We start from the raw sequence: 21,102 nt of genomic DNA, 5'->3' as shown, positions 1-21,102 counted from the left end.
GTCAACCTCCCTGCCGGGGCGCGACGATTTCAAGCCGGTCCCCGTCTTCAAGCATGGTCGTTTCGCGCGCGACGGCCGGAACGAACGTCTCGTTGAGGGCCGTGGCAATGCGCTCCTCGCCATAGCCCAGTTCCTCGAGCGCTTCGGCGAGCGTTCGCGCGCGCAGCGCGACGCGCTCGCCATTAACTGTGAGCGTCATGCATCACCTCCGGGATTATTCCGTATTCGATATGGTCAACCGTCATGCGCGCCAGCGCGGGTGCCAGCAGAAAACCGTGCCGAAACAGGCCGTTGACATAGATCGTGTCGCCTCTGCGCCGGATGCGGGGCAGATTGTCGGGAAAGGCGGGGCGGGCATCGACGCCGATTTCGACGATTTCGGCCTCACCGAAAGCGGGATGCAGCGCGTAGGCGGCGCTGAGCAGTTCGAGCACTGAGCGCACGCTTGCACGGGCGCGTTCGGCCGTCTCGATCTGGGTAGCGCCGAGCATGTAGTGGCCGTCTCCGCGTGGCACGAGGTAGATGGGAATGCGCGGATGCAGCAGTCGTATGGGCCGACGGAGCGTAATCTCGGGGCAGCGCAGGACCAGCATTTCTCCCTTGACCCCGCGCAGATCGGGCAGAGCGTCGCGGGCAGTGAGGCCGCGGCAATCGATCGTCGGGCCGGTGGTTTGGGCGGGGCGGTCGCGCGTGATCGGGACGCCGCGCGTGCCGAGGTGGTCCGTAAGGGCGGCCAGGGCCGCGCGGGGCGTGAGATGGCCTTCGTCGGCAAAATACAGCGCCCTTGAAAACCGCCCCGCGAGATCGGGTTCGAGGGCGGCGATCTGGTCGACATCGAGCCATTGATGGCTGGTCGTTCGGCGGGCGAAGCGGTCGAGCTCGCCGCGATCGCGCCCCAAGGCCACAACCATCGAGCCGTCCGAGATCACCTGCGCGCCGTGTTGCCGCCACCAGGCGGCGCTTTCCTGGCCCAGGCGCACGACTGGCTCTGGGGCCGTCTCCCCCTCGCAGAACGGAGCCAGCATGCCGCCGGCCCACCACGAGCACGCATGCGGGCCGGGAATGCCGTTGGGATCGTGGACGCGCACCGCATGGCCGCGTGCGCTGAGTTCGGTGGCCACGCATAGCCCCGCCACCCCGGCGCCGAGAACGGTGATCGGCACGCTCATGACCACACCGCATGGAAATGGTGCACCGGGCCGTGACCGCTGCCGATGGTGAGCTCGTCGGCCCGGGCAATGGCGCGCTGGAGCCACGCATGGGCCGCCGCCACAGCGGCCTCTAGCGTTGCACCGCACGCCAGATTCGCCGCGATCGCCGAGGACAGCGAACAGCCGGTGCCGTGTGTGTTGCGGGTTTTGATACGGGCGGAGGAGAAGGCGGTGGCGCCCGAAGCGGTGACGAGCACATCGACGCAGACCGGGCCGGCGCCGTGTCCGCCCTTCATCAAGACGGCCTCGGCACCCAGCGCCCGGAGCGCGCGCCCTTGGGTGGCCATCTCTTCCTGAGTCTCAGCCACCGAACGATCGAGCAGCCGGGCAGCCTCCGGAAGGTTCGGCGTCAAAACGCGCGCCAGCGGGATCAAGGCCTCGCGCAGTGCAGCCACAGCGTTGTCGGCCACAAGCGCGTCGCCGGACTTGGCCACCATGACGGGGTCGAGGACAATAGGACCTGGAAAATCCTTTAGCGCTTGAGCGATGGCGTGGGCGTTGGCAGCACTGCCGAGCATGCCGATCTTGATGGCATGCACCGCGATGTCGGCACGCACCGCCTCGATCTGCGCCATCACCGTCTCGGGGGAGAGGACTTTCACAAGCGTGACCGCACGCGTGTTTTGCGCCGTGACGGCCGTTACGGCGCTGGCACCAAATACCGATAAGGCGGAGAAAGTCTTGAGATCGGCCTGAATACCCGCCCCGCCTCCGCTGTCGGAGCCGGCGATGGTCAGTGCTGTCGGGGTGTCCATGGTTCATTCTCCATCCAGCACGTGGAAGGAGAAGGCAGTGCCCAAATACAGACCGGAATGGCCAAAGGGGCTTACGCGCTCCGTTCCCTACGCCGGTACAATCCGGATCAGGTTCGATGGGTTAGCCTTTCAGCCTCTCAGCCCCTTGCGGGGCACCCCAACGGAATCCGCCAACCCTAGTACGGTATCGGATCCAAATCAACTCTCGTGTGAAATCTGTTTGAACACTTGTTCGGTGGAGCACAGACTAGGCACGGACGTTGGCCATAGATGCTCTCGCCTTTGAGGGCGTTCGTTCAACGGAAACGTTCTCTTCCACCGATAACGCGAAACCCGGAGGCTTCCTTGGAAACGTCTTACCTGACCACCGCATCGGTGAGGCTCAGGGGCAATTGTCTCCAGCATCAGTGCATTTTTGTGTTGCACATTGTGAACAATAATGCTTACTAGACTGAAATGATTTCGAGGTGAATGGAGGAACCGGATGGATGCGAAGCTAACCACGGAGGCGCACAACGCCCAAACTGGTGCACAATTACTCGCTGGTGGGCTAAAGGCGCTGGAGATCTCTCGGGTTTTCGCTCTCTGCGGCGACCAGGTGAATGCGATTTTCAATGCCCTTTCGCAAGTAGGTATCGAAGTTGTAGGCACCAGACACGAAACCGCGGCAGTTCACATGGCCGATGCCTGGGCGCGCGCGACGGGGGAGGTCGGGGTCGCTATCGTTACCGGGGGCCCGGGGCACACAAACGCGGTGACTGGCCTGGCGGTAGCTCATGGTGCTGGTTCTCCCGTAATTGTCATCTCCGGTCAGGCGCCCATTGACAAGCGTGACCGTGGTGGGACTCAAGTTCTGCATCAACAGCAAATTGTTGAGCCTGTCACCAAGTTCGCACGAGAGGTCACAGATGTGCGGCTAGTGCCCGAGATGCTCTATCGCGCTTACATGGCCGCAGTTTCACCAACCCCGGGGCCGGTAAGTCTGTCGTTTCCTGTGGACGTGTTCAACGCGCGAGCGAGTGGCTACGAGGCGTCTTTCGAGCCGCACCCGAGAAAATCTAACTTTGCCAAAATACGCTCAGTCTCTCACGATTTGGAGGGAGTGCGGTCTTTACTCAGCTCGGCTAAGGCGCCGGTGGCAATTGTTGGCTCCGGAGCCCACTGGGATAGCGGTGCAGAACATATGCAGTCGTCCCTCAAGTCGTTGGGAATTCCTTTGTTTACGGTGGAGCTGGCCCGAGGATTGGTGCCCGACGACGGCGAGGTTTGCTTCGGCTACGCCGATCCGCGGTTCAATAAGACATTTCGTGCTGTGGAACATGCGGATCTCGTTCTGCTAGTGGGAACTTCATTCGACTTCCACACGCTATTTGGAAAGCCGCCCCTTTTCCAATCGAATGCTAAGATCATTCAGATCGTGGACGATCCATTGCGCTCCAGCGTCTGCCGTCCATCGGATGTGGTAATCTGTGGAAATATTGGCAAGATATTGCTCGAACTGGGAGATTTAGTTGAAGACCTGCGGCAGCCGGCTACAGAAGCATGGATTGCGAGCCTACGTGAACTTCATGCCAGCTCGCAGAGTGACTGGAAAGACATTGCCAAGGGGTTCGCGCCATCAGAAGGCGTTCATCCACTACAGATCTGCCGCAGTTTAGCGCGGCATTTTACCAGCCGAACCGGCATGACCGTCGACGTGGGCGACTTCGTTCATTGGCCGCGTACCTACTTCCCGGCCCTCCAGCGCGGGCACCTGATGGATGGAAGTGTCATGGGAACGCTGGGCGCCGCATTGCCACAGGCCATCGGGATGCAATTGGCGTTCCCGGGCGATCCGATCGTCGCTTTCATGGGGGACGGCGGCTTTGCGCAGGCGTCATGGGAATTGAGTACGGCGGTCGAGAACAACCTCCCGATCAAACTGGTTGTCGGAAATGACTCTGCTTGGGGCGTCGAACTTCGACTCCAGGAGGCAGAATTCGGAGAATCAGTTCAGTGCCTGCTGCCAACCCATCGTCTTGACCGATTTGCCGAGCTAGTCGGCGCAAAAGGTATCCACGTCGAGAGCGAAAATGATCTTGATGCGGCCGTTGACGAGTTAATGGCTGCTAAAGTCCCGTGCTTGCTAGACGTCAAAATTCCAAGAAGGTGCGGTCGGCCAATGTCGGATATTGCGATCCCAATGTAGTCTGAAAGGTGGCGTTAGATGTCTAGCAGTTTAGCGAAGCTGTTTATTGCGGGGGAGTGGACAGAAGGTAGTTCTGGTGAACGATTACCGGTCTATAATCCCGCTACAGAAGAGTTGGTAGGCGAAGTCTGTGTGGCTGCTGCCGAAGACCTTGATACAGCGATAGAAGCTGCTCAAGTCGGTCTTGGTGAATGGCGCAAAGTTCCTGCGTGGGACAAGGGGACAATATTGTTCGACGCGGCCCGGCAACTTAGAGGCAGGGCGGAGGACGTCGGACGTAGCATAACGATAGAGGAAGGTAAACCTTTACAGGAGGCAGTCGCAGAAGTTCGTCGCGCGGCGGATTTTCTGGAATGGGGGGCAGGCGAGGCGCGGCGGCTTTATGATAGAGTGCATGCCGGACGGAGTGTCGGCAACGTTTTCCAAGTCAGGTTTGAGCCGATAGGGGTAGTTGCTGCATTTACGCCATGGAATTTCCCCATTGTTCAATTGGCCAAGAAAATTGCGGCCTTACTAGCAGCGGGCTGTACTTGCGTCGCGAAGCCAGCTGAAGAAACGCCGACCTCCTGTGTAGCACTTATAGAGGTCCTCTTGGATGCGGGGGTGCCACCTCTGGCATTAAATTTGGTGTTTGGCATTCCCGATAAAATTTCCTCCCATCTGATCGCCTCGCCTCATATCCAAAAAGTAACTTTCACTGGGTCTGTCCCTGTAGGCAAGCTCTTGGCATCCATGGCCGGGAAGTACATGAAACCGGCTACCATGGAACTAGGTGGGCATGCCGCGGCAATTGTGTTCGATGACGTGAATGTGGAGAAAGTTGCTCGCTATCTTGCAGCCAGGAAGTTTGTGAACGCTGGGCAAGTCTGTGTAGCACCAACACGATTCTACGTGCAGGACGCTGCCTATGATCGCTTTTTGACGTCATTCACCGAGGCAGCCAATAAGATTGTTCTTGGGGATGGGCTTCGGCCTCAAACGACCATGGGGCCACTAGCCAACCGCAGACGTTTGGATGCAATCGAGCAAATGGTAGCTGAAGCTACGGAATCGGGTGCTAAAATACACTCCGGAGGTAGCAGGATCGGGAACAGGGGCCTGTACTACCCGCCTACCGTCCTTTCAGAGGTCGATCCAAACTGCAGTATGATGCAGAGCGAGCCATTTGGACCTGTGGCTCCAGTTAATAGGTTCTCTAGCGAACATCAGGTCATTGAAGCCGCTAATTCGTTGGATTTTGGGTTGTCCAGCTACGTCTTTACGCAAGACATCGGTCGACAAGAGCGTGTTTGTGCTGATTTGCAGGTCGGAATGGTTGGAGTTAACGATGTTCCTTTCCATTTGCCGGAACTACCTTTTGGGGGATGGAAGGACAGTGGTTACGGCACTGAGGGCGGCATCGAGATGCTTCAAGGATATCTTAAACCCAAAGTAGTCAGCACAACCGCCTTTTAGGCGGACAAGACGACCAGCACGAGCAAGTGCGGACAAACGGTCTCGAACAACACCCTAGTTAAAATACACTTATTGTTGGAGGGGCGGTTGGATATTCTGCACCGGGAAAACGGAATCTGCGTCGAAGCGGCCAGAGGGCACAAGCAGTTGCGTCTGATTTGGCCAGGCGTTTTACTCGCGGCCACAGTCGCTGGCGCAGCAAGTTTCATTGAAGGTGCCTTTGGCGCGCCCGTTATGTTGCTTGCGCTGCTGATCGGAATGACCTTCAATTTCTTGCTAAGAGAAGAGAGCAATTTTGAAGCGGGAATCGATTTTAGCGCAAAAACGTTACTTCGACTGGGGGTGGCCCTGATCGGCGCTCGTTTATCTGTCGAAGAATTTCAGTCGTTCGGTGTTACCGGCATGTCGACCGTGGCGACATTAGTTGTTTTTACCATTGCGCTTGGTTTGCTGTCCGCAAGGATACTTAAGCAACGCTGGAGGTTTGGGATGCTGGCCGGTGGAGCTGTTGCGATTTGTGGAGCCTCGGCTGCTCTTGCGATTGCAGCGGTTGTTTCCAATCAGAAGAGCGATGAGAATGATGTTATCTTCACTGTAATTGCCGTGACGGCACTTTCGACTATCGCTATGGTCGCATATCCAGTCTTCTACAGTCTCCTGGGATTTTCGGATGCGGAACTAGGATTTCTCCTTGGTGCGACGATCCATGACGTTGCGCAGGTTGTTGGAGCAGGCTATTCGATCTCGGAAGAAGCAGGTGATTCAGCTACCGTAACCAAGTTGTTCAGGGTAACGCTACTGCCGGTCGTCCTCATATCTGTTGCCTTGCTATTGCCGAGAGAGGAGAGAAAGGGAAGATTGGCTACAGTTCCTCTCTTCGTGATCGCGTTTTTTGCTTTGGCCGTAGTCAACAGTGTGTTTAATATTCCAACATGGATGCTGACTGGACTGCAAAATGCCTCGCAGGTATTTTTGGCAGTGGCAATTTCAGCCTTGGGTATCAAGACTTCCTTGAACGCGCTTATGCAAGTGGACAAAAGAAAGCTGGTGATAGTCCTGTTTCCTACAGCGGCATTGGCATTGGCGGCAATCGTTGCCGTGAAGTAATTCGTTCATTCGGTGATCACACGCGCATCCTGCCCGGGATGTCGAGGTCGGCACTGATACGAGAAAAGCCGAGCTGGACACCCGCAAAAACCCTGGCCTGTTGAGCGACTTCATGATTCAGTTCGGTGGACCATGGGGGAGTGCCGATATGGATCCACAGTCGCTGTTCAGCCTTAACGATCACCGGCGCAAGCCCAAGGGTAAGCCAGTGCCCAAAACCATGGCACGAGCCAACGCCGCCAAGTCTGCAATCCGCGCCAAGGTCGAACATGTGTTCGCCCACCAGAAGAACAAATTCGGGCTGTTCATCCGCACCATTGGCATCAAGCGCGCGGAGGCAAAACTCACGCTCGCCAACCTGGCCTACAATTTCGACCGCTTGGTCTTTCATGAAAAGCGGGCGATCGTGGGATGACTCTGCCCGGAAACCGGGAAAGGCCCCGAATGGGGGATCGACTGCAGCCGAAATCGCCGAGAGCGGCACCAAAACGGAGCCCCAAGCCGAGATGACATTCCTACGGCAACCAAAACAACAATTTTTGCGGGTGTCCAGCTGCATGAGCTGCTCGCTACTAGTAATATAACGTGGTGAGAGTCGTTCCCGAAGCAGTCTTGAATGATCTTCTGAAATTCCACCCAGCCCATCGAACGAGGCCACGACGGCGGGTTGGTGGCAGCTTCAACCCGTTCTGCCAGCTCTATCTTTGCTCAAGTGTTAGGAGCGACGTAAGCGCCTCGAAAGCAAAGAGAGCATGCGCTGGCTCGACAATTTGCAACTGTCTACCGAACTGACGGGCGCGCCGGAGCGCTGCGTACATATCCGGGACCGGGAAAGCGATATCTATGAACTCTACTGCCTGGCCGAGGAGCTAGAAACCAGCTTCCTGGTCCGGAGCTGTGTGAATCGCCTTGCGGAGGATGGGGATACCACCGTTGCCAAAGTGATGGCGGCGGTGCAGTCCAGCGGCACCCACGAAGTTCAGTTCCGCAATGCGCAGGGCAAGGACCAGCGCGCCATGCTGTCAATCCGGCACGCGACAATGACGGAGTGCCCGCCGATCGGGAAGCAAAAACAACACCGGCATCAGGCGCTGCAGGGCTGCGGGTTGCCCGAGAGCTGGAGACCCTCATGACAACGCGAGGAAAGCCGAAGATGATTGTCAGCGGCAACGGCACCGAGTTCACCTCCAATGCCATTCTGGGCTTTGCTGATCGGCACAAGGTCGATTGGCATTAAATCGCACCGGGAAAGCCGATGTAGAACGCGTTCATTGAATCGTTCAATGGCAAGCTCAGAGACGAGATGCTCAACGAGACCTTGTTCCCGAGCCTCTCCTACGCCCGCATTGCCCTTCGAGAATGGCGGGCCGACGACAAGGGAAATCGCCCCCACTCGAGGCTGAGCTGGCTCACCCCGATCGAATACGCCACCACCTTCACCCACCGACGGAATCTGGCGCTACGCTCAATGGCCAGCTCCACGCCAGCTCCACGCCAGCTCCCGTCTTCCACCCGGCTCAAAAGGGCCAAAACAAGCACCGGAGTCTACGTCACGCTGAATAAAAGATGGGGGCAACGTCAGGGGCTGCGCAGCCGGTTGACCCGCGGTGCAGTACCGAGTGCGGTTTATGCTCGGTTCTTGAATCGCCAGCTGTCGTTTCCGGTCTCGACAATATCGCAGTGGTGCGTGAGCCGATCAAGAAGAGCCGTGGTCATCTTCGCGTCACCGAAGACCGTCGGCCACTCGCCGAAGGTGAGGTTGGTGGTGACGATGACGGAGGTCATCTCGTAAAGCCGACTGATGAGATGGAAGAGAAATTGGCCGCCTGACTGCGCGAAGGGGAGATACCCGGGTTCATCGAGAATGACGAAGTCCTTGCGTCCCATATACCCCGCCAGCCGTCCCTGCCTTCCAGCGCGTGTCTCGGCCTCGAGCTTATTGACCAGATCCACAACGTTGAAGAAGCGCCCTCGGGCCCATTGCGGATGCAAGCTCGAGCGATCGCCATGTCGGTTATTCCTGTTTCTGAAACACCAATCGGCACCATTGCGAAACGAAGTGAACCCCGCAGACCAATCATGGGCACCCACCGGGCTTTGCTCGACTGCCACCCGAAAAGCCGTATTGAAGAGCTCATGTCATGGGCCTTCAAACAATCGTCAAGCCTCGCCGCATAGGGGCCGGCAAAGCGCTTACGGAGCGACTGAGGCCCTTCATGCGCCCTCATTAAACCATTCGCGGGTGAGTGTGAATTTCTCAGGATTCATTGCTTCGCAGCGACGAGTCAGCCCCAACAAAAAACGACATTCAAACATATCCAATTTTGTGCGCAAGAATGTTTACAATGTTGGAAATGTGAGCTATTGCTCCGTGGTATGCATAAAACAGCCAAAGGGTAGCAAGATGGGACTCAAGTCCGGTGGGCAGGCGGCCGTCGAGGCACTGCAGGTCGAGAATGTGCAACATGTGTTCGGGCTTATTGGCTCGGCGACCATGGAAATGTTCGATGCGCTGTACGATGCGCCGGACATCAACCTTATTGGTGTTCGTGATGAACGTACTGGCACACACATGGCCGATGCCTATGCAAGGGTCACGGGGAATGCAGGCGTTGTTCTGGCCGGGCAGAATGGCCCTGGCGCAACTAATTTGGTGACAGGTCTGGCTCAAGCTTCGGCCGCGTTTTCCCCTGTTCTCGCCATCGCTGGATCCCTGTCAACGCAGCATGCCGGTCGAGATGCCTTTCAAGAAGTAGACCAACAGGCGCTCTTCTCACCGATCACCAAGAAGACTTGGACCGTGACAGAGACTTCCCGTGTTCCGGAAATGTTACGGCAAGCCTTTCGCGTCTCACTAACGCCGAGAAAGGGTCCCGTGGTCGTCAACTTGCCGCGAAACGTCCTTGCTCAAACTGCCGAGTATGGGGATGCTCCCGCTCCCTCTGGCTATCGCCCCCACGTGCTGCCTGCAGGCCAGCCCGATGCCATCCGGAGGGCGGCGGAGCTACTTGGTAACGCAAAGCGGCCTGTAATACTGGCTGGCGCAGGCGTAAAAAACGCGCGAGCTTCTGAAGCAGCTTGCCTTCTAGCCGAGAAAGTAGGGGCGCCACTCGTGACGTCTCCTGGGCACGGGGATGCGGTCCCATTTGGGCACCCCCTGAACGCAGGGCAAATGGGGCCGAGAGGCAATCAGGTTGCGACCGATTTGGTCAAGAGGGCTGACGTAATACTGGCACTGGGTACGCGAGTAGGCTTCAATTCGACGTTCTACTCCTACGATAATATCAATCGTGAAGCTGCGATCATTCAAGTTGAAATTGAACCAACTGCGATTGGCCGGTTCTTTCCTGTGGCCATTGGAATATGGGCCGACGCAGCGCTTGCTGCACAGCAGATTACGGATGAGCTGGAAAAGCGCTCTGAGCGTTCGATGGCAGACGATTGGCTTACAGAGTTCAAGGGGCACCGCAGCGCTTATCTGGAGCAACGTGATGCCGCAGCCATTATGACTGATCCGCTGCAGCCTTCAGGCCTTTTTAAGACGCTTCGGAAGGTACTGCCGCACAACGCTGCCATCACCATGGATGCGGGTACTCTTTGCCTGCAAGCTACCGATGCATTGAATTACTGGCATCCAAATAGTCTTTTTACTCCGCTAGACTTCGGGCTGGTTGGATTTTCGTTCGCGGCCGGTCTCGGCATCAAAGTTGCTGATCCCTCTCGACCAGTCGTCAGCCTTATGGGCGATGGGGGATTTGGCATGACTGCTTCCGAACTCAGCACGGCGGTTCAGTATGGAATCAATACTGTTACTGTCGTCATGAATAATGGCTGTTGGGGTGCGGAAAAAGCTTACCAGCGGGATTTCTTCAATGAACGCTATATTGGAGCAGACATTGTCAACCCACCCTACGACAAACTGGCTGAGTTGTACGGCGCCGCAGGTTTCCGGGCCGACCATGCTTCGGAAGTCGGTGAGGCAGTCGAAGCCGCATTGAACTGTGGCCGTCCAGCTGTTGTGGACGTAAAAGTCGATCCTGCGGCGCTCTTTAGCTTCCGTCGCGACTCCTTTGCTCATCGAGCCAAACGGAGTTGAGCATGGTCGACAGCTTCGATTTTATTGTCGTGGGGGCCGGATCGGCGGGTGCCACTGTTGCGGCACGGCTAAGCGAAAGTGGCCGATACTCAGTTCTCCTGCTTGAAGCGGGAGAAGAAGACAAAAACGTATGGTTCCACATACCGCTTGGTGTGGGTAATCTGCTCAGCAATCACAGATACGTCTGGCCATATTACAGTGAGCCTCAGAAAAACCTGGCTAATCAGAAGATCTACAGTCCCCGAGGTCGAGTGCTTGGTGGATCAAGCTCGATAAACGGAATGGCGTACATATGGGGCGACCCCAATCAATTTGACAGCTGGGCAGAGGAAGGCCTGACGGGTTGGTCGTTCGATGATGTATTGCCCTATTTCAGAAAGTTAGAAAACAACCCCTATTCCTCGAACGGAACAAGGGGGAGCGACGGGCCTGTGCGCATCTCCGATCTGAAGCATCGTGATCCCGATAAAATTTCTGACGCGTTCATCGCAGGATGTTTGGATGCCGGGATACCTGAAACCGAGGACTATAATGCTGGTAGTTACGAGGGAGTTAGGTATCTAGAGCAAACCGCCTACAATGGTCGCCGATGCTCAACTTCAGTTGCGTACTTGAGTGGAAGGCGGCGGAGGAAAAACCTCAGCGTCATGACCGAATGTCAAGCTACCAAAGTGATTTTTGAAGGACGACGCGCAGCCGGCGTTCAATACCGTGCCCGTGGCGCAGAAAAGTTCGCCGAAGCAAGATGCGAGGTCATTCTCTGCGGTGGGGCGATTATGTCCCCACATCTGCTCGAGCTGTCAGGAATCGGCGGTGGTGCACTCCTGGCCGAGCATGGAATAGAGCCGTTGGTGGAGAACGATCAGGTGGGCGAGAACCTCAGCGACCATCTGCAAGTTCGGCGCACCTATCACAGCCGGATTGACCGGACAATCAACGACCTAATGCGTCGCATCGATGTGAAAGTTAAGTCAGGTTTACAGTATCTCCTTTTCCGTCGAGGCCTTTTGGCTGGTACCTCATCCACGGCACACGCGATTGCGAGATCGGATGGCGATCTAGATGCTCCTGACGTGATGATTCGTCTCTATCAGATCAGCGGAAAGGACCGCTACTCAAGAACGCCGGGAGCGGGCATTGATGCTTTCTCAGGATTTACCATTGGTGGATTTCAACTCAGTCCCAAGTCCAGAGGAAGCGTCCACATAAAGAATCCAGATCCCATGGTTTTGCCAGCGATAGATCCCAACTATTTTGATCATCCGGAGGACACTAAGACAGCAGTACGTATCCTTCGAATGGTGCGCCGCATCGCCGAAAATCCTACCATGCAACGCGTCATCGTCAAGGAAACTACTCCTGATCTGCCAACAGAAAGCGATGACATGCTGCTGAAGTATGCCAAGCAAACAGGCCAGACAGCCTGGCACACGGTAGGAAGCTGCCGAATGGGGGCCAATGGGGATGGAGTTGTCGATCAAAACCTGCGAGTCCGGGGGGTCACAAATCTACGGGTAGTAGATGCTTCTGTATTTCCCACAATACCCTCCTCCAACACAAATGCTGCGGCAATCATGGTTGGAGAAAAGGGAGCAGATATGATCCTCAAAGACGCAAAGTGAGGTAAAAGTTAATGGCCGGTTCAAAAGAAAATTACCCGAAAACAGATGAACACCGCAAAAGTGGGGACTGGAATAATCTATGGGACACGTTCAGGGAAATCGACCCCGATTTTCTTGAGGCCTATCTTAATTTTCGTTCGGTGCCGCAGGCCAGGGGCCCCCTGCCCAATAAGGTAAAGGAACTAATACTCATCGCGGTTAACGCATCTACTACACACATGTATGAGCCAGGTGTCCGGCGCCACATTCAAAATGCACTCAAAGTTGGGGCGACACGCGAGGAGATCGTGGAGTGCCTCCAGCTATCGTCGCTCATCGGCATACATGCGTTCAACGTCGGTGTGCCAATTCTTGTTGAGGAAATTGGCAAGAATGCTGACTAGCCTAAGCGGGAGGTGGGAAAAATTAAATTGTATGCAAAAATGTATCGCGATAAGTTCACAAAAAGGTTTTTTCTGTTAGAATGAGTTTCGTAAGGAGGGCTCTTGACCTGACGACACGCGCCGGATCCCAGGAGTATCTTCACACTGAGAAGGAGGAGAATACAATGTATATGCAAATTACACGGGGACTGCGTCCCGCCAGAGGTTTGATCGCAGTGGCGGTAGGGTGCACAATGATCGTCGCCGCCCAATCAGCTAGTGCGCAGAGCTTTCCTGAGCACGAAATAACGATGATTATTCCGTTTGCTGCTGGCGGTGGTACCGATCAAGCGGCTCGTCGTGCTTCAATGGCCGCTGAGGACGGTCTCGGGGTATCGATTGTACCAGAGAATCGGCCCGGGGGGGGCTCTATTCCTGGGATGATGGAGGCAATGCGCTCTGCACCTGACGGCTACACGCTTGTGACCGCTGCCACCCCAATCGCTACAGCACAACACCTGGGCATCGCTGATTTGTCTCACGAAGATTTCGACGTAGTTGGACTTATCAACTTCGATCCGCCCGTCATTACGGTCGCAGCAGACTCTGAATTGCAGACGATCGAGGATTATGTGGAGCGGGCGAAGAATAATCCTGGCCAGCTAACTATCGGTACAACGCCTCCGCAAGGGGCTTGGCACGTCGCTGCTCGTGTTTTTGAAGAGCAGTCGGGTCTCGATCTGAATATTGTGCCATTTCCAGGTGGGGCGGCCGAAGCTGTGACTTCCCTTCTGGGCGACCATGTGGAGTCTGTCGGAGTTAGCCTAGGTGAAGTTTATTCTCATCTGAATGCAGGAACCGTGCGAGTGCTGGCTGTTGGATCATCTGAACGCATGGCTCAAATTCCGGATGTTCCGACCTATGATGAGGCCGGTATCACTACCGACTTTCCGCCCGTGGGCGCGTTTAGAGTTGTCCTTGCGCCCAAAGGGCTTCCTTCGGAAGAACTCGAGATACTCCGCGACGCTTTCTTTGCCGCCGCTCAGGATGAAGAATACATGGACTTTCTCGATGAATTCGCCTTTGGCCACATGGCTTTGGCTGGCGATGACGCAATAGCCTTCTTAGACGAGCAATTCGAACTGTTTGGCGAAATACTTGCCAGCAACGAGTAGCTACTGGAGCGGGCGGGCCATTGACTCAGTCATTGGCCCGTTCTTAGCCACGAGGAAAAGATGGCGCGTGAAAACAGAATAGGTCCACGTCTCGGTCGTCTGGTTTCGTCAGTTCCGGAACTGAGCGTTGCGCTGGGAGTGGTCACTCTCGGAATCTTTGTCGTGACGGAAGCGCTCTCGCTCGGCGTAGGAAGTATGCAGAGACCCGGTGCGGGCTTTGCCGCATTGCTGTTCGGTGGCTCAATGACCGTATTCGCGGCGATCAGTATATTCGAACAACTCACGCTGGCGAGAACCGCAGCCTCAGAGAATAAACAGACTGCAAATGTACCAAAATTCAGAAATCTCGTAGATCCCTTACTGATAATAACGTTGTTAGTGTCCTATGTCCCGATTATGAGAAGCATTGGATATGTTGTTTCGACGTTTTTTTTCGTAACGGCGATTGCGCTGATTTTCTCGTGGCGCAAATGGTCGCTGTTACTGTTTTCAGCGGTCATTACAGGTTTCGCCTACGTGATATTCTATATCCTTCTAGGGGTCCCGCTCCCGTTATAAAGGACGGACAGGAAAATGGTAAGCACCTTCGGTTTACTTGACGGCTTTGCGGCCTTGCTAGATATAAGTGTCCTCGCATATTGCCTGCTCGGCGTTACTTTAGGAACGCTAATTGGCGTACTGCCGGGGCTTGGACCATTAGCAGGTATGGCACTGCTTTTACCTCTCACTTACACCCTTTCGTCGGCCCAAGCACTGATAATGCTCTGCGGTATCTTTTATGGAACCCAATACGGCAATTCCATTTCGGCGATATTGCTGAACATCCCCGGCGATCCGGGTGCTGCCGCAACAACACTAGACGGCAATAAGCTAGCCAAGAGTGGCAGAGCGGGGACCGCTCTTGCCATAGCCGCAATTGCATCCTTCGTGGGTGGGACGGTCGGTACATTGGGTCTGATGCTGTTCAGCGAAACCATCGTGCCGTTTGCGCTACAGTTTGGTCCCACCGAAACGCTTGCGCTTTTGATATTAGGTCTGGTGCTGGTATCCGCATTGGGAACAGGTTCGATCGTCAAGGCTCTTTGTATGGCCACTTTTGGATTGCTGTTGACAATACCCGGCTCAGATCCAGTGTCCGGAGCCTCGAGAATGACGTTTGGCTTTCCCGAACTTTACTCCGGTCTTGGTCTAGTTCCAGTAGCGATGGGCTTGTTCGCAATTAGCGAGGTCCTCATTAATGCGCAACAAAAGATGTCCGGAGTAATAGTGACTAAAATCGGCCGTCTTCTGCCAACATTTAATGAACTTCTGTCTTGCATTCCGTCGATGCTGCGAGGGACGCCGTTGGGTTTTCTAATTGGTGTGCTTCCTGGTGCAGGGTCTGCTCCGGCGGCCTTCGCGGCGTATGGGCTAGAAAAGCGATTCTCACGCAACAAGCAAGCGATCGGCGAAGGCTCGCTGAGCGGTGTGGCAGCGCCAGAAAGCGCCAATAATGCGGCAGCTGCGGGCTCGCTGGTTCCCCTTCTTAGCTTGGGTATACCCGGGAGCCCGCCAGCAGCGATAATATTGGGCGCACTCATCATCCAAGGCATTCAGCCCGGACCACTTTTCGTGGCGCAACAACCAGAGCTCTTTTGGACGCTGATCGCAAGTTTGTATCTTGCGAACGTTCTGCTCGTAGTGCTGAATCTTCCTCTAGTGGGAATTTGGGCTAGGATACTTATGATCCCGTTTCCTTTTCTTGCCGCTGCCATATTGGTAGTGAGCGTGGCTGGGGTCTATAGCACCAACAATAGTTTCTTCGATGTGTGGGTTATGCTGGCTTTAGGCGTAGCGGGTTGGCTTTTGCGGTCCGGTGGTTTTCCCCTTGCCCCAATTCTTCTCGGCCTAGTTCTTGGGGGGCGCATGGAGGAAAGTTTTCGCCAAGCACTCGTCGTTTCCAATGGCAACTGGGACATTTTCGTCTCCAAGCCAATAACCGTCGCGCTCTTCGCAATCACGCTCAGCGTTGTCGGTTGGTCATTACTCAGCAGCTTGCGTAATCGGAGACGATCATTGGCCTCGATAAGCTGAAGTCAGCGCATTTGAGATTGTTGAGGTAATAACTCTTTCGGGATGGAGTTTGTTGTATGAAAGTCGCCTTTATAGGAACTGGCCGTATGGGTGCGCCGATGGCTCTCAATCTGCTGCGCGCTGGACATTCCGTGAGTATTCTCGCTAGCCGCGGACGAGCAGGTGCTGAAGAGCTAATTAGGGCGGGTGCGAATGAAACGGGTTCATTGTCGGAATGCGCACAAGGCAGCGATTTGGCAGTACTAATGCTACCCGGCACTCGAGAAGTCTCGGCAGTCATAGAGGGAGATTCGGGGCTAGGACGGGCGATGGCGGCAAGCAGCATTGTAGTCGACTGCTCCACCAGCCTTCCTGCTGCGACTCGATTAATCGGGAAACGCTTGGCTCAAAGAGAAGTTGGATTCATCGACGCGCCGGTTGTCCGAGGCGTATCCGGTGCCAAGTCAGGAACTTTATCTTTTTTTATAGGGGGTGAAAGTGAAGTCATCACGCGTGCCATGCCGGTTCTGTCGGCGATGGGGGATACTTTCACACGCGTTGGCAAGCTAGGTGCGGGCCACACGGTTAAGGCCCTTAACAATCTTCTCAGCCTAGGTCATCTTGCATTACTTGCGGAGGTGCTTGAGCTCGCCGAGCGCAACAGTGTAGAATTCAGCCCGCTAGTCCAAGCATTGATGTCGGGTAATGCGCGCAGTGCAACATTGGAACAACACGCGAGCCGGTTGCAGAGCAATAGTCGCGAAAGCGTCCTCTTTAGATTATCGCTGGCGGCGAAAGACCTTTCGTTGGCAGCCGAATTATCTAATGAGACATCCTATGAAAAGTCTCCAGCTCGATTTTTCGCTTCCCTCTATTCATATGCAACAGAATACGGACTCAATGACGAAGACATTACTACTATCAGAGAAATATTTAGATCAGACGGCAGGAAAAATTCAGCTCCGAACTTTCATCCCGCCTGAAACTGGAGTAGCCGCTTCGCAGTTTGACCTTATGAGCCGAGGATATTCCAGGGGCCATTGCTTTCAAGAGGAGCAATCGTTCGTCGGTCTGCAGGAACCTTGGTTCATAGGATGAGCGAACGGTATTTTTGAAATAGAGCGCGGGCCGAACGAATGATCTCCCGCTTTACCGCTTGGGCACCTTCAGCATCTCGCTCATTCATGAACTCCAGCATCCTGACATGCATCTGCCGGCCAGCTTCGGCTCGTCCAGGCAGAAGAGTGATTCTGTTCTTTATAACTCTAGCGCGGTCAAGAATTAAGTTAACATATTGCACAGCAATTTTATTGCGTGACTGGATTAGAGTCTCAGTCCTTAACTGCTCCAAACAGTCATTGTAGGATTTTATGTCTCCACTTGCTATGCGATTTTTGAGTTCAAAATCGAAAATACCGTGAAAAGCCTGCCAGTGGCCGTCCGGGGCGTTAAGCGTAGCTCGATAGGTGAGCATTGCTTCTAGCCATTCGCGAACTTCAAAGATTTCTTCGACTTCATCAACCTCGAGCTTTTTTACTATGGCGCCCCTGTTGGGTATCCGTGTAATTAGTCCTCGTTGTTCCAGGGAACCGAGTGCTTCCCTTATGACAGTGCGTGAAGATGAAAACTCAGCGGCCAGTTCGGCTTCTTGAAGCCGAGTGCCTTGTCCAATTATCTGGCTCGCAATTCTCTCTTGAAGGAGTTCGGCAATTTGACCTGACTTTGTGGCCGCATTGGTGTGTTCACCATCGGTTTTCATTTCCGTCCTCTCGCATAAAACCTCATTCTAAGGTAGCATATACAAAATTGAATACAAGATAGTATATATGTGTGTGCTGTGCTGTGCTGTGTTGGTGCTGTTCGCGGTGGCGGCACGGCGCGATGGAAGGACGATATCGTCGCGCGAAGTTCGGCCATTGAATGTGCGGCTGGACGGAGGTGCGCTACTAACTGTCGAAGAGCGTAACGTACCTAGAGGGCCATTGAGGCGAAGGTTAGCCTGCGATGTCGACCTTGTGGGTGGGGGGAGAGAGCGAAGATGGATCTCGGCTTGAACGGCAAAAAGGCGTTGGTTATGGGCGCTACAGGGGGATTGGGCGGTGCTGTGGCGCGCCAGCTTCATGCCGAAGGTGCGCATGTCATCTTGGGTGGCCGAAATGTGGATCGCTTGCAACAGCTGGCGAAGGAATTGTCGGACGAAAACGGCTCGTCGATACTGCTGGCCGATCTCGCCGATCGAGAGAGTATCGAGAATGCCCTTGGGGTACTTGGTCCCGCAGGCGAAACGGATGTCGACATATTTGTCGCCAACGGCGGGGGCCCAAGGCCTGGCTCTGTTCTGGAAGTGGAGGGCCACGAATGGAGCAGAAGTTTCGAAGAGATGATTGGCTCGGTGTTCGCGCTGACTCGCCATGTCGTGCCTGCCATGCGTACGCGGGCATGGGGGCGAATTCTTAATATCGTGTCCTCGGGAGTTCAGCAGCCAGTCGTGGGGCTAGGGATGTCCAATGCCCTCCGGTCAGCGCTTATCGGCTACGCTAAGACACTGGCTGCCGAAGTGGCAGGCGATGGAGTCACAGTGAACTCGGTCTTGCCTGGTCGGATTGCAACCGATCGGCTTCGACAAATTGATGCTGCGAATGCTCGGAGGCTCGGAAGGGCGCTGGAGGATATCGTCAACTCATCGAAAGCCACTATTCCTATCGGCCGGTATGGAGAACGAGAGGAGTTTGCCAACATGGTAGCATTTTTGGTGAGTGAGCGTGCGAGCTATGTCACGGGCACTCAGATTCGGGTCGATGGTGGCCTGATTCGTAGTGTCTAGGCACTTAGTCCCCTTCAATTGGCCGGGTGACTGTCTAAATATCGTAGCATTTTTGTCTACGCTAAGATGTTGCAGCTTTGCTTTTCGGGGGGGGCAATTTTGAGAATTACCCCGGACCAGTTTGCTTGCGTACTGAGCTGATCCCCGAAAATGGGACACTGACGTAAGCTACGGATTGCTGTCTGCCAGTCTTCAACGAGACGGAGCCTAGAGACGTCGAAACGCATGCAGCACTCGCCCGGGTTCAAGACCAAGATCGCCCGGGAGTTGAATTGCTCGGAGGAAAAGCCACCGAGGCAGTTAGTGTTTTGCGTTACAACGTGCGACAAACAATGTGATACAATTATCTTCTTGCCAAGCAACGGATATAGCTCTCCCAAGCTTACGACGAGGGTTCGATTCCCTTCACCCGCTCCATCTCCCTGTTCTTCGGCGCAGAGCGCTGACCTTTCTTGACTCTGCGAGCACAATCCAGCGTGCTTTATGACATGGTGGGTCGTTAGCGTTGCTGAGTGCTCAGCATGCAGCGCGCCCGTCACACACAATTCGCCAGCGGGCATAGGAACGAGGGCGTGGGTTGGGCGTTCGCACTGGGCAATCATGCGTACGACGCGTCGCGCTCGGCACGGGACGTTGGAGCACTGGGTATCTCACGATGTTGAAAACCAAGCGGATCGCCATAGTAGGCGGCGGGCCTACCGCTGTGTATACGGTCAAAAATCTTCTGCAAAAGGCAGCTGGGCTGCACATAACCATATTTGAAGCGGGCCGCGTGGCCGGCTGCGGGCTCCCATATTCGGAAGACCACAACACCCCGGATATGCTGGCAAACATTACCTCAGTGGAAATTCCTCCGGTCCTCGTCTCGCTCTCAGATTGGGTGCGCTCCGCTGATGCTCGTTTGCTCAAGCGGTTCGGCATAGTCCGCGAGAACGTGAATGATCGCGACTTCTATCCGCGGGTTCTGATCGGCGCCTACTACAGCGATCAGCTGAAGCGCTTGGTTCAATCCTCTGCGCCCGGACAGACCATCCAGATCGAGACGGAAACCCGCGTTCTGGACGTCAAGCCCGATGGGGAAGGGTTCACGGTCTTCATCGAACGCGGCAAAAATAGTGCGCGCCGCCGCTTCGACACGGTGATCATGGCCACAGGCCATCGTACCGATTTTGACCGGCCCGAACCCTTGCCTAGGCTCTTCCGCTCGCCTTATCCCGTTCAAGAGCTCCAGGTGGGCGAAGATCGTGCGGCACTTATCCTCGGATCATCGCTCAGCGCCATCGACGCCGCTGTCGGCCTTGCAACGCGCTATGGCGATTTCGTCGGCGAGGATGAGGCGCTGTCCTACAAGCCCTCGTCAAAGCAAAAGCTTCGGCTTGTCATGGCTTCGCGGAAGGGCACTGTCCCGGACTCCGACTTCTTTTATCCCATCCCTGAAGAGCCGTTGATGATCTTTACTCCGGCCCGTCTCGAGTTGCTTCGAGAGAAGGGGCAAACGGGACTGTTGGCCAAGGTCTTCAAGCTCTTCAAGCAGCAGCTGGTTTCTGATGATGCCGATTTCGTTGAGAGTCTCGGTTTAAAACGGTTCACGCCCGAAGGTTTTGCCAAAGCGTATTTTGCCATGCGCAAGACGCGGCAGGGTTTTGACGCCGTCGCGGAAAACCTTGCCCAATCCGAGCGGGACTATCGCGACCGGCGCATCGTCATGTGGCGTTATACTATGATGCGGGCTCATGAAGTTTTCGGGGAAATCGTTCCCTTCTTCGATCAGCGCGATCTCAAGCGGTTCAGGCGGCATCTCGCGCCCGCGTTCGCTGACGCCTATGGCTGTGTGCCCCATCTATCCATCAGGCGCCTCCTTGCGCTACATCGCGCTGGCTGCCTCGACATCGTTGCTTTGGGTGAAGACGGCACGATCCGCTATGGGGCGGGCTCCTTTACGCTCGTGGCAAACGGCAGGGAGGAGAGTTTCGGCACCTTTATCGATGCCCGGGGCCAAAGCGCTGCTTCAATATCGGAGCTGGGCTTCAGCCAACTCGATAAGGTGCTCGCGACCAGCGATCCGTTCAAGCGAAAGAACAGCGAACGCGAAGGGGATCAGTTCAGACTTCGCCTCGAGGACCGATCGGACGCAGACATATTTTGCATCTCCATCCCCGTGATGATGGAGCGCTATCCATTCGCGCAGGGCCTTGTCGCCTGCTCGGAAGCGGCCGAGGTGGTGGCGGCGGCGATATGAGGTAAGTTAAGAGGCG

The 21,102-nt window shown here is 55.4% G+C and carries 18 protein-coding genes, 2 pseudogenes and 1 riboswitch; of the genes and pseudogenes, 15 read left to right on the top strand and 5 right to left on the bottom strand.

What is annotated here, in order from left to right:
• Window position 1: 1 nt before the first annotated feature.
• Genes thiS through thiD form a run of 3 tightly spaced genes read right to left on the bottom strand, consistent with a single transcriptional unit; the run spans window position 2 to window position 1,966 of the window.
• Window positions 2-199 (bottom strand): sulfur carrier protein ThiS, encoded by a 198-nt coding sequence (gene thiS, locus BLR31_RS19150; RefSeq protein ID WP_090599329.1) that lies wholly within the window; start codon window positions 197-199, stop codon window positions 2-4.
• Window positions 183-1,163 (bottom strand): glycine oxidase ThiO, encoded by a 981-nt coding sequence (gene thiO, locus BLR31_RS19145; protein WP_210183955.1) that lies wholly within the window; start codon window positions 1,161-1,163, stop codon window positions 183-185. The genes thiS and thiO overlap by 17 nt, the downstream gene beginning before the upstream one ends.
• 2 nt (window positions 1,164-1,165) lie before the next feature.
• Window positions 1,166-1,966 (bottom strand): bifunctional hydroxymethylpyrimidine kinase/phosphomethylpyrimidine kinase, encoded by an 801-nt coding sequence (gene thiD, locus BLR31_RS19140; protein WP_090599322.1) that lies wholly within the window; start codon window positions 1,964-1,966, stop codon window positions 1,166-1,168.
• A gap of 67 nt (window positions 1,967-2,033) precedes the next feature.
• Window positions 2,034-2,136, bottom strand: a riboswitch (TPP riboswitch).
• Between the two features lie 314 nt (window positions 2,137-2,450).
• On the opposite strand from thiD, the gene BLR31_RS19135 reads away from it, so the two are divergent.
• From BLR31_RS19135 to BLR31_RS22130, 6 genes and pseudogenes are all read left to right on the top strand, one after another.
• Entirely contained in the window at window positions 2,451-4,154 is a 1,704-nt protein-coding gene (locus BLR31_RS19135; protein ID WP_090599320.1) for a thiamine pyrophosphate-binding protein, read from the top strand.
• Between the two features lie 18 nt (window positions 4,155-4,172).
• Window positions 4,173-5,609, top strand: coding sequence for an NAD-dependent succinate-semialdehyde dehydrogenase (locus BLR31_RS19130; RefSeq protein WP_090599317.1), 1,437 nt, complete (start codon window positions 4,173-4,175; stop codon window positions 5,607-5,609).
• Window positions 5,610-5,696: 87 nt separating this feature from the next.
• Entirely contained in the window at window positions 5,697-6,716 is a 1,020-nt protein-coding gene (locus BLR31_RS19125; RefSeq protein WP_176762772.1) for a YeiH family protein, read from the top strand.
• A 148-nt stretch (window positions 6,717-6,864) separates the two neighbouring features.
• Window positions 6,865-7,131 carry a transposase gene (locus tag BLR31_RS19120; RefSeq protein WP_425287283.1) on the top strand — a complete coding sequence of 89 codons (267 nt, stop codon included), beginning with the start codon at window positions 6,865-6,867 and terminating at the stop codon, window positions 7,129-7,131.
• A 337-nt stretch (window positions 7,132-7,468) separates the two neighbouring features.
• Window positions 7,469-7,849 carry a hypothetical protein gene (locus tag BLR31_RS19115; RefSeq protein WP_176762771.1) on the top strand — a complete coding sequence of 127 codons (381 nt, stop codon included), beginning with the start codon at window positions 7,469-7,471 and terminating at the stop codon, window positions 7,847-7,849.
• Window positions 7,810-8,208: pseudogene (locus BLR31_RS22130) on the top strand (integrase core domain-containing protein); the annotation flags it as partial. The gene BLR31_RS19115 and the pseudogene BLR31_RS22130, both read left to right, overlap by 40 nt.
• 134 nt (window positions 8,209-8,342) lie before the next feature.
• Here BLR31_RS22130 and BLR31_RS19105 read toward each other — a convergent pair.
• Window positions 8,343-8,746, bottom strand: a pseudogene (locus tag BLR31_RS19105) (ATP-binding protein); the annotation flags it as partial.
• A gap of 374 nt (window positions 8,747-9,120) precedes the next feature.
• Here BLR31_RS19105 and BLR31_RS19100 point away from each other — a divergent pair.
• From BLR31_RS19100 to BLR31_RS19070, 7 genes are all read left to right on the top strand, one after another.
• Window positions 9,121-10,812, top strand: a complete 1,692-nt coding sequence (locus tag BLR31_RS19100; RefSeq protein ID WP_090599384.1) for a thiamine pyrophosphate-binding protein — start codon at window positions 9,121-9,123, stop codon at window positions 10,810-10,812.
• 2 nt (window positions 10,813-10,814) lie between these two features.
• Window positions 10,815-12,434: a GMC family oxidoreductase gene (locus tag BLR31_RS19095; protein WP_090599311.1), complete on the top strand. Its 1,620-nt coding sequence runs from the start codon at window positions 10,815-10,817 to the stop codon at window positions 12,432-12,434.
• 11 nt (window positions 12,435-12,445) lie between these two features.
• The gene (locus tag BLR31_RS19090) at window positions 12,446-12,817 is read left to right on the top strand and encodes a carboxymuconolactone decarboxylase family protein (RefSeq protein ID WP_090599308.1); all 372 of its coding nucleotides are present in this window, start codon (window positions 12,446-12,448) and stop codon (window positions 12,815-12,817) included.
• Between the two features lie 233 nt (window positions 12,818-13,050).
• A complete protein-coding gene (locus tag BLR31_RS19085; RefSeq protein WP_176762770.1) occupies window positions 13,051-13,971 on the top strand; it encodes a tripartite tricarboxylate transporter substrate binding protein in 921 nt (306 codons plus the stop codon).
• A 60-nt stretch (window positions 13,972-14,031) separates the two neighbouring features.
• Window positions 14,032-14,529, top strand: a complete 498-nt coding sequence (locus BLR31_RS19080; protein ID WP_090599300.1) for a tripartite tricarboxylate transporter TctB family protein — start codon at window positions 14,032-14,034, stop codon at window positions 14,527-14,529.
• 15 nt (window positions 14,530-14,544) lie between these two features.
• Window positions 14,545-16,044: a tripartite tricarboxylate transporter permease gene (locus tag BLR31_RS19075; RefSeq protein WP_090599297.1), complete on the top strand. Its 1,500-nt coding sequence runs from the start codon at window positions 14,545-14,547 to the stop codon at window positions 16,042-16,044.
• 56 nt (window positions 16,045-16,100) lie between these two features.
• On the top strand, window positions 16,101-17,006 hold the full coding sequence (locus BLR31_RS19070; protein WP_090599294.1) for an NAD(P)-dependent oxidoreductase: 906 nt from the start codon (window positions 16,101-16,103) through the stop codon (window positions 17,004-17,006).
• A 104-nt stretch (window positions 17,007-17,110) separates the two neighbouring features.
• Here the strand turns inward: BLR31_RS19070 and BLR31_RS19065 are convergent, their stop codons facing one another.
• Window positions 17,111-17,782: a GntR family transcriptional regulator gene (locus tag BLR31_RS19065; protein WP_090599290.1), complete on the bottom strand. Its 672-nt coding sequence runs from the start codon at window positions 17,780-17,782 to the stop codon at window positions 17,111-17,113.
• 279 nt (window positions 17,783-18,061) lie between these two features.
• Here BLR31_RS19065 and BLR31_RS19060 point away from each other — a divergent pair, with 279 nt between their 5' ends.
• The gene (locus BLR31_RS19060) at window positions 18,062-18,847 is read left to right on the top strand and encodes an SDR family oxidoreductase (RefSeq protein ID WP_090599286.1); all 786 of its coding nucleotides are present in this window, start codon (window positions 18,062-18,064) and stop codon (window positions 18,845-18,847) included.
• A gap of 655 nt (window positions 18,848-19,502) precedes the next feature.
• Window positions 19,503-21,086, top strand: coding sequence for an FAD/NAD(P)-binding protein (locus tag BLR31_RS19050; RefSeq protein WP_090599276.1), 1,584 nt, complete (start codon window positions 19,503-19,505; stop codon window positions 21,084-21,086).
• The last annotated feature ends 16 nt before the right edge of the window (window positions 21,087-21,102 follow it).

Source organism: Pelagibacterium luteolum, from assembly GCF_900100665.1.
GTDB lineage: Bacteria > Pseudomonadota > Alphaproteobacteria > Rhizobiales > Devosiaceae > Pelagibacterium > Pelagibacterium luteolum.
This window is presented reverse-complemented; position numbering and strand designations above follow the sequence as displayed.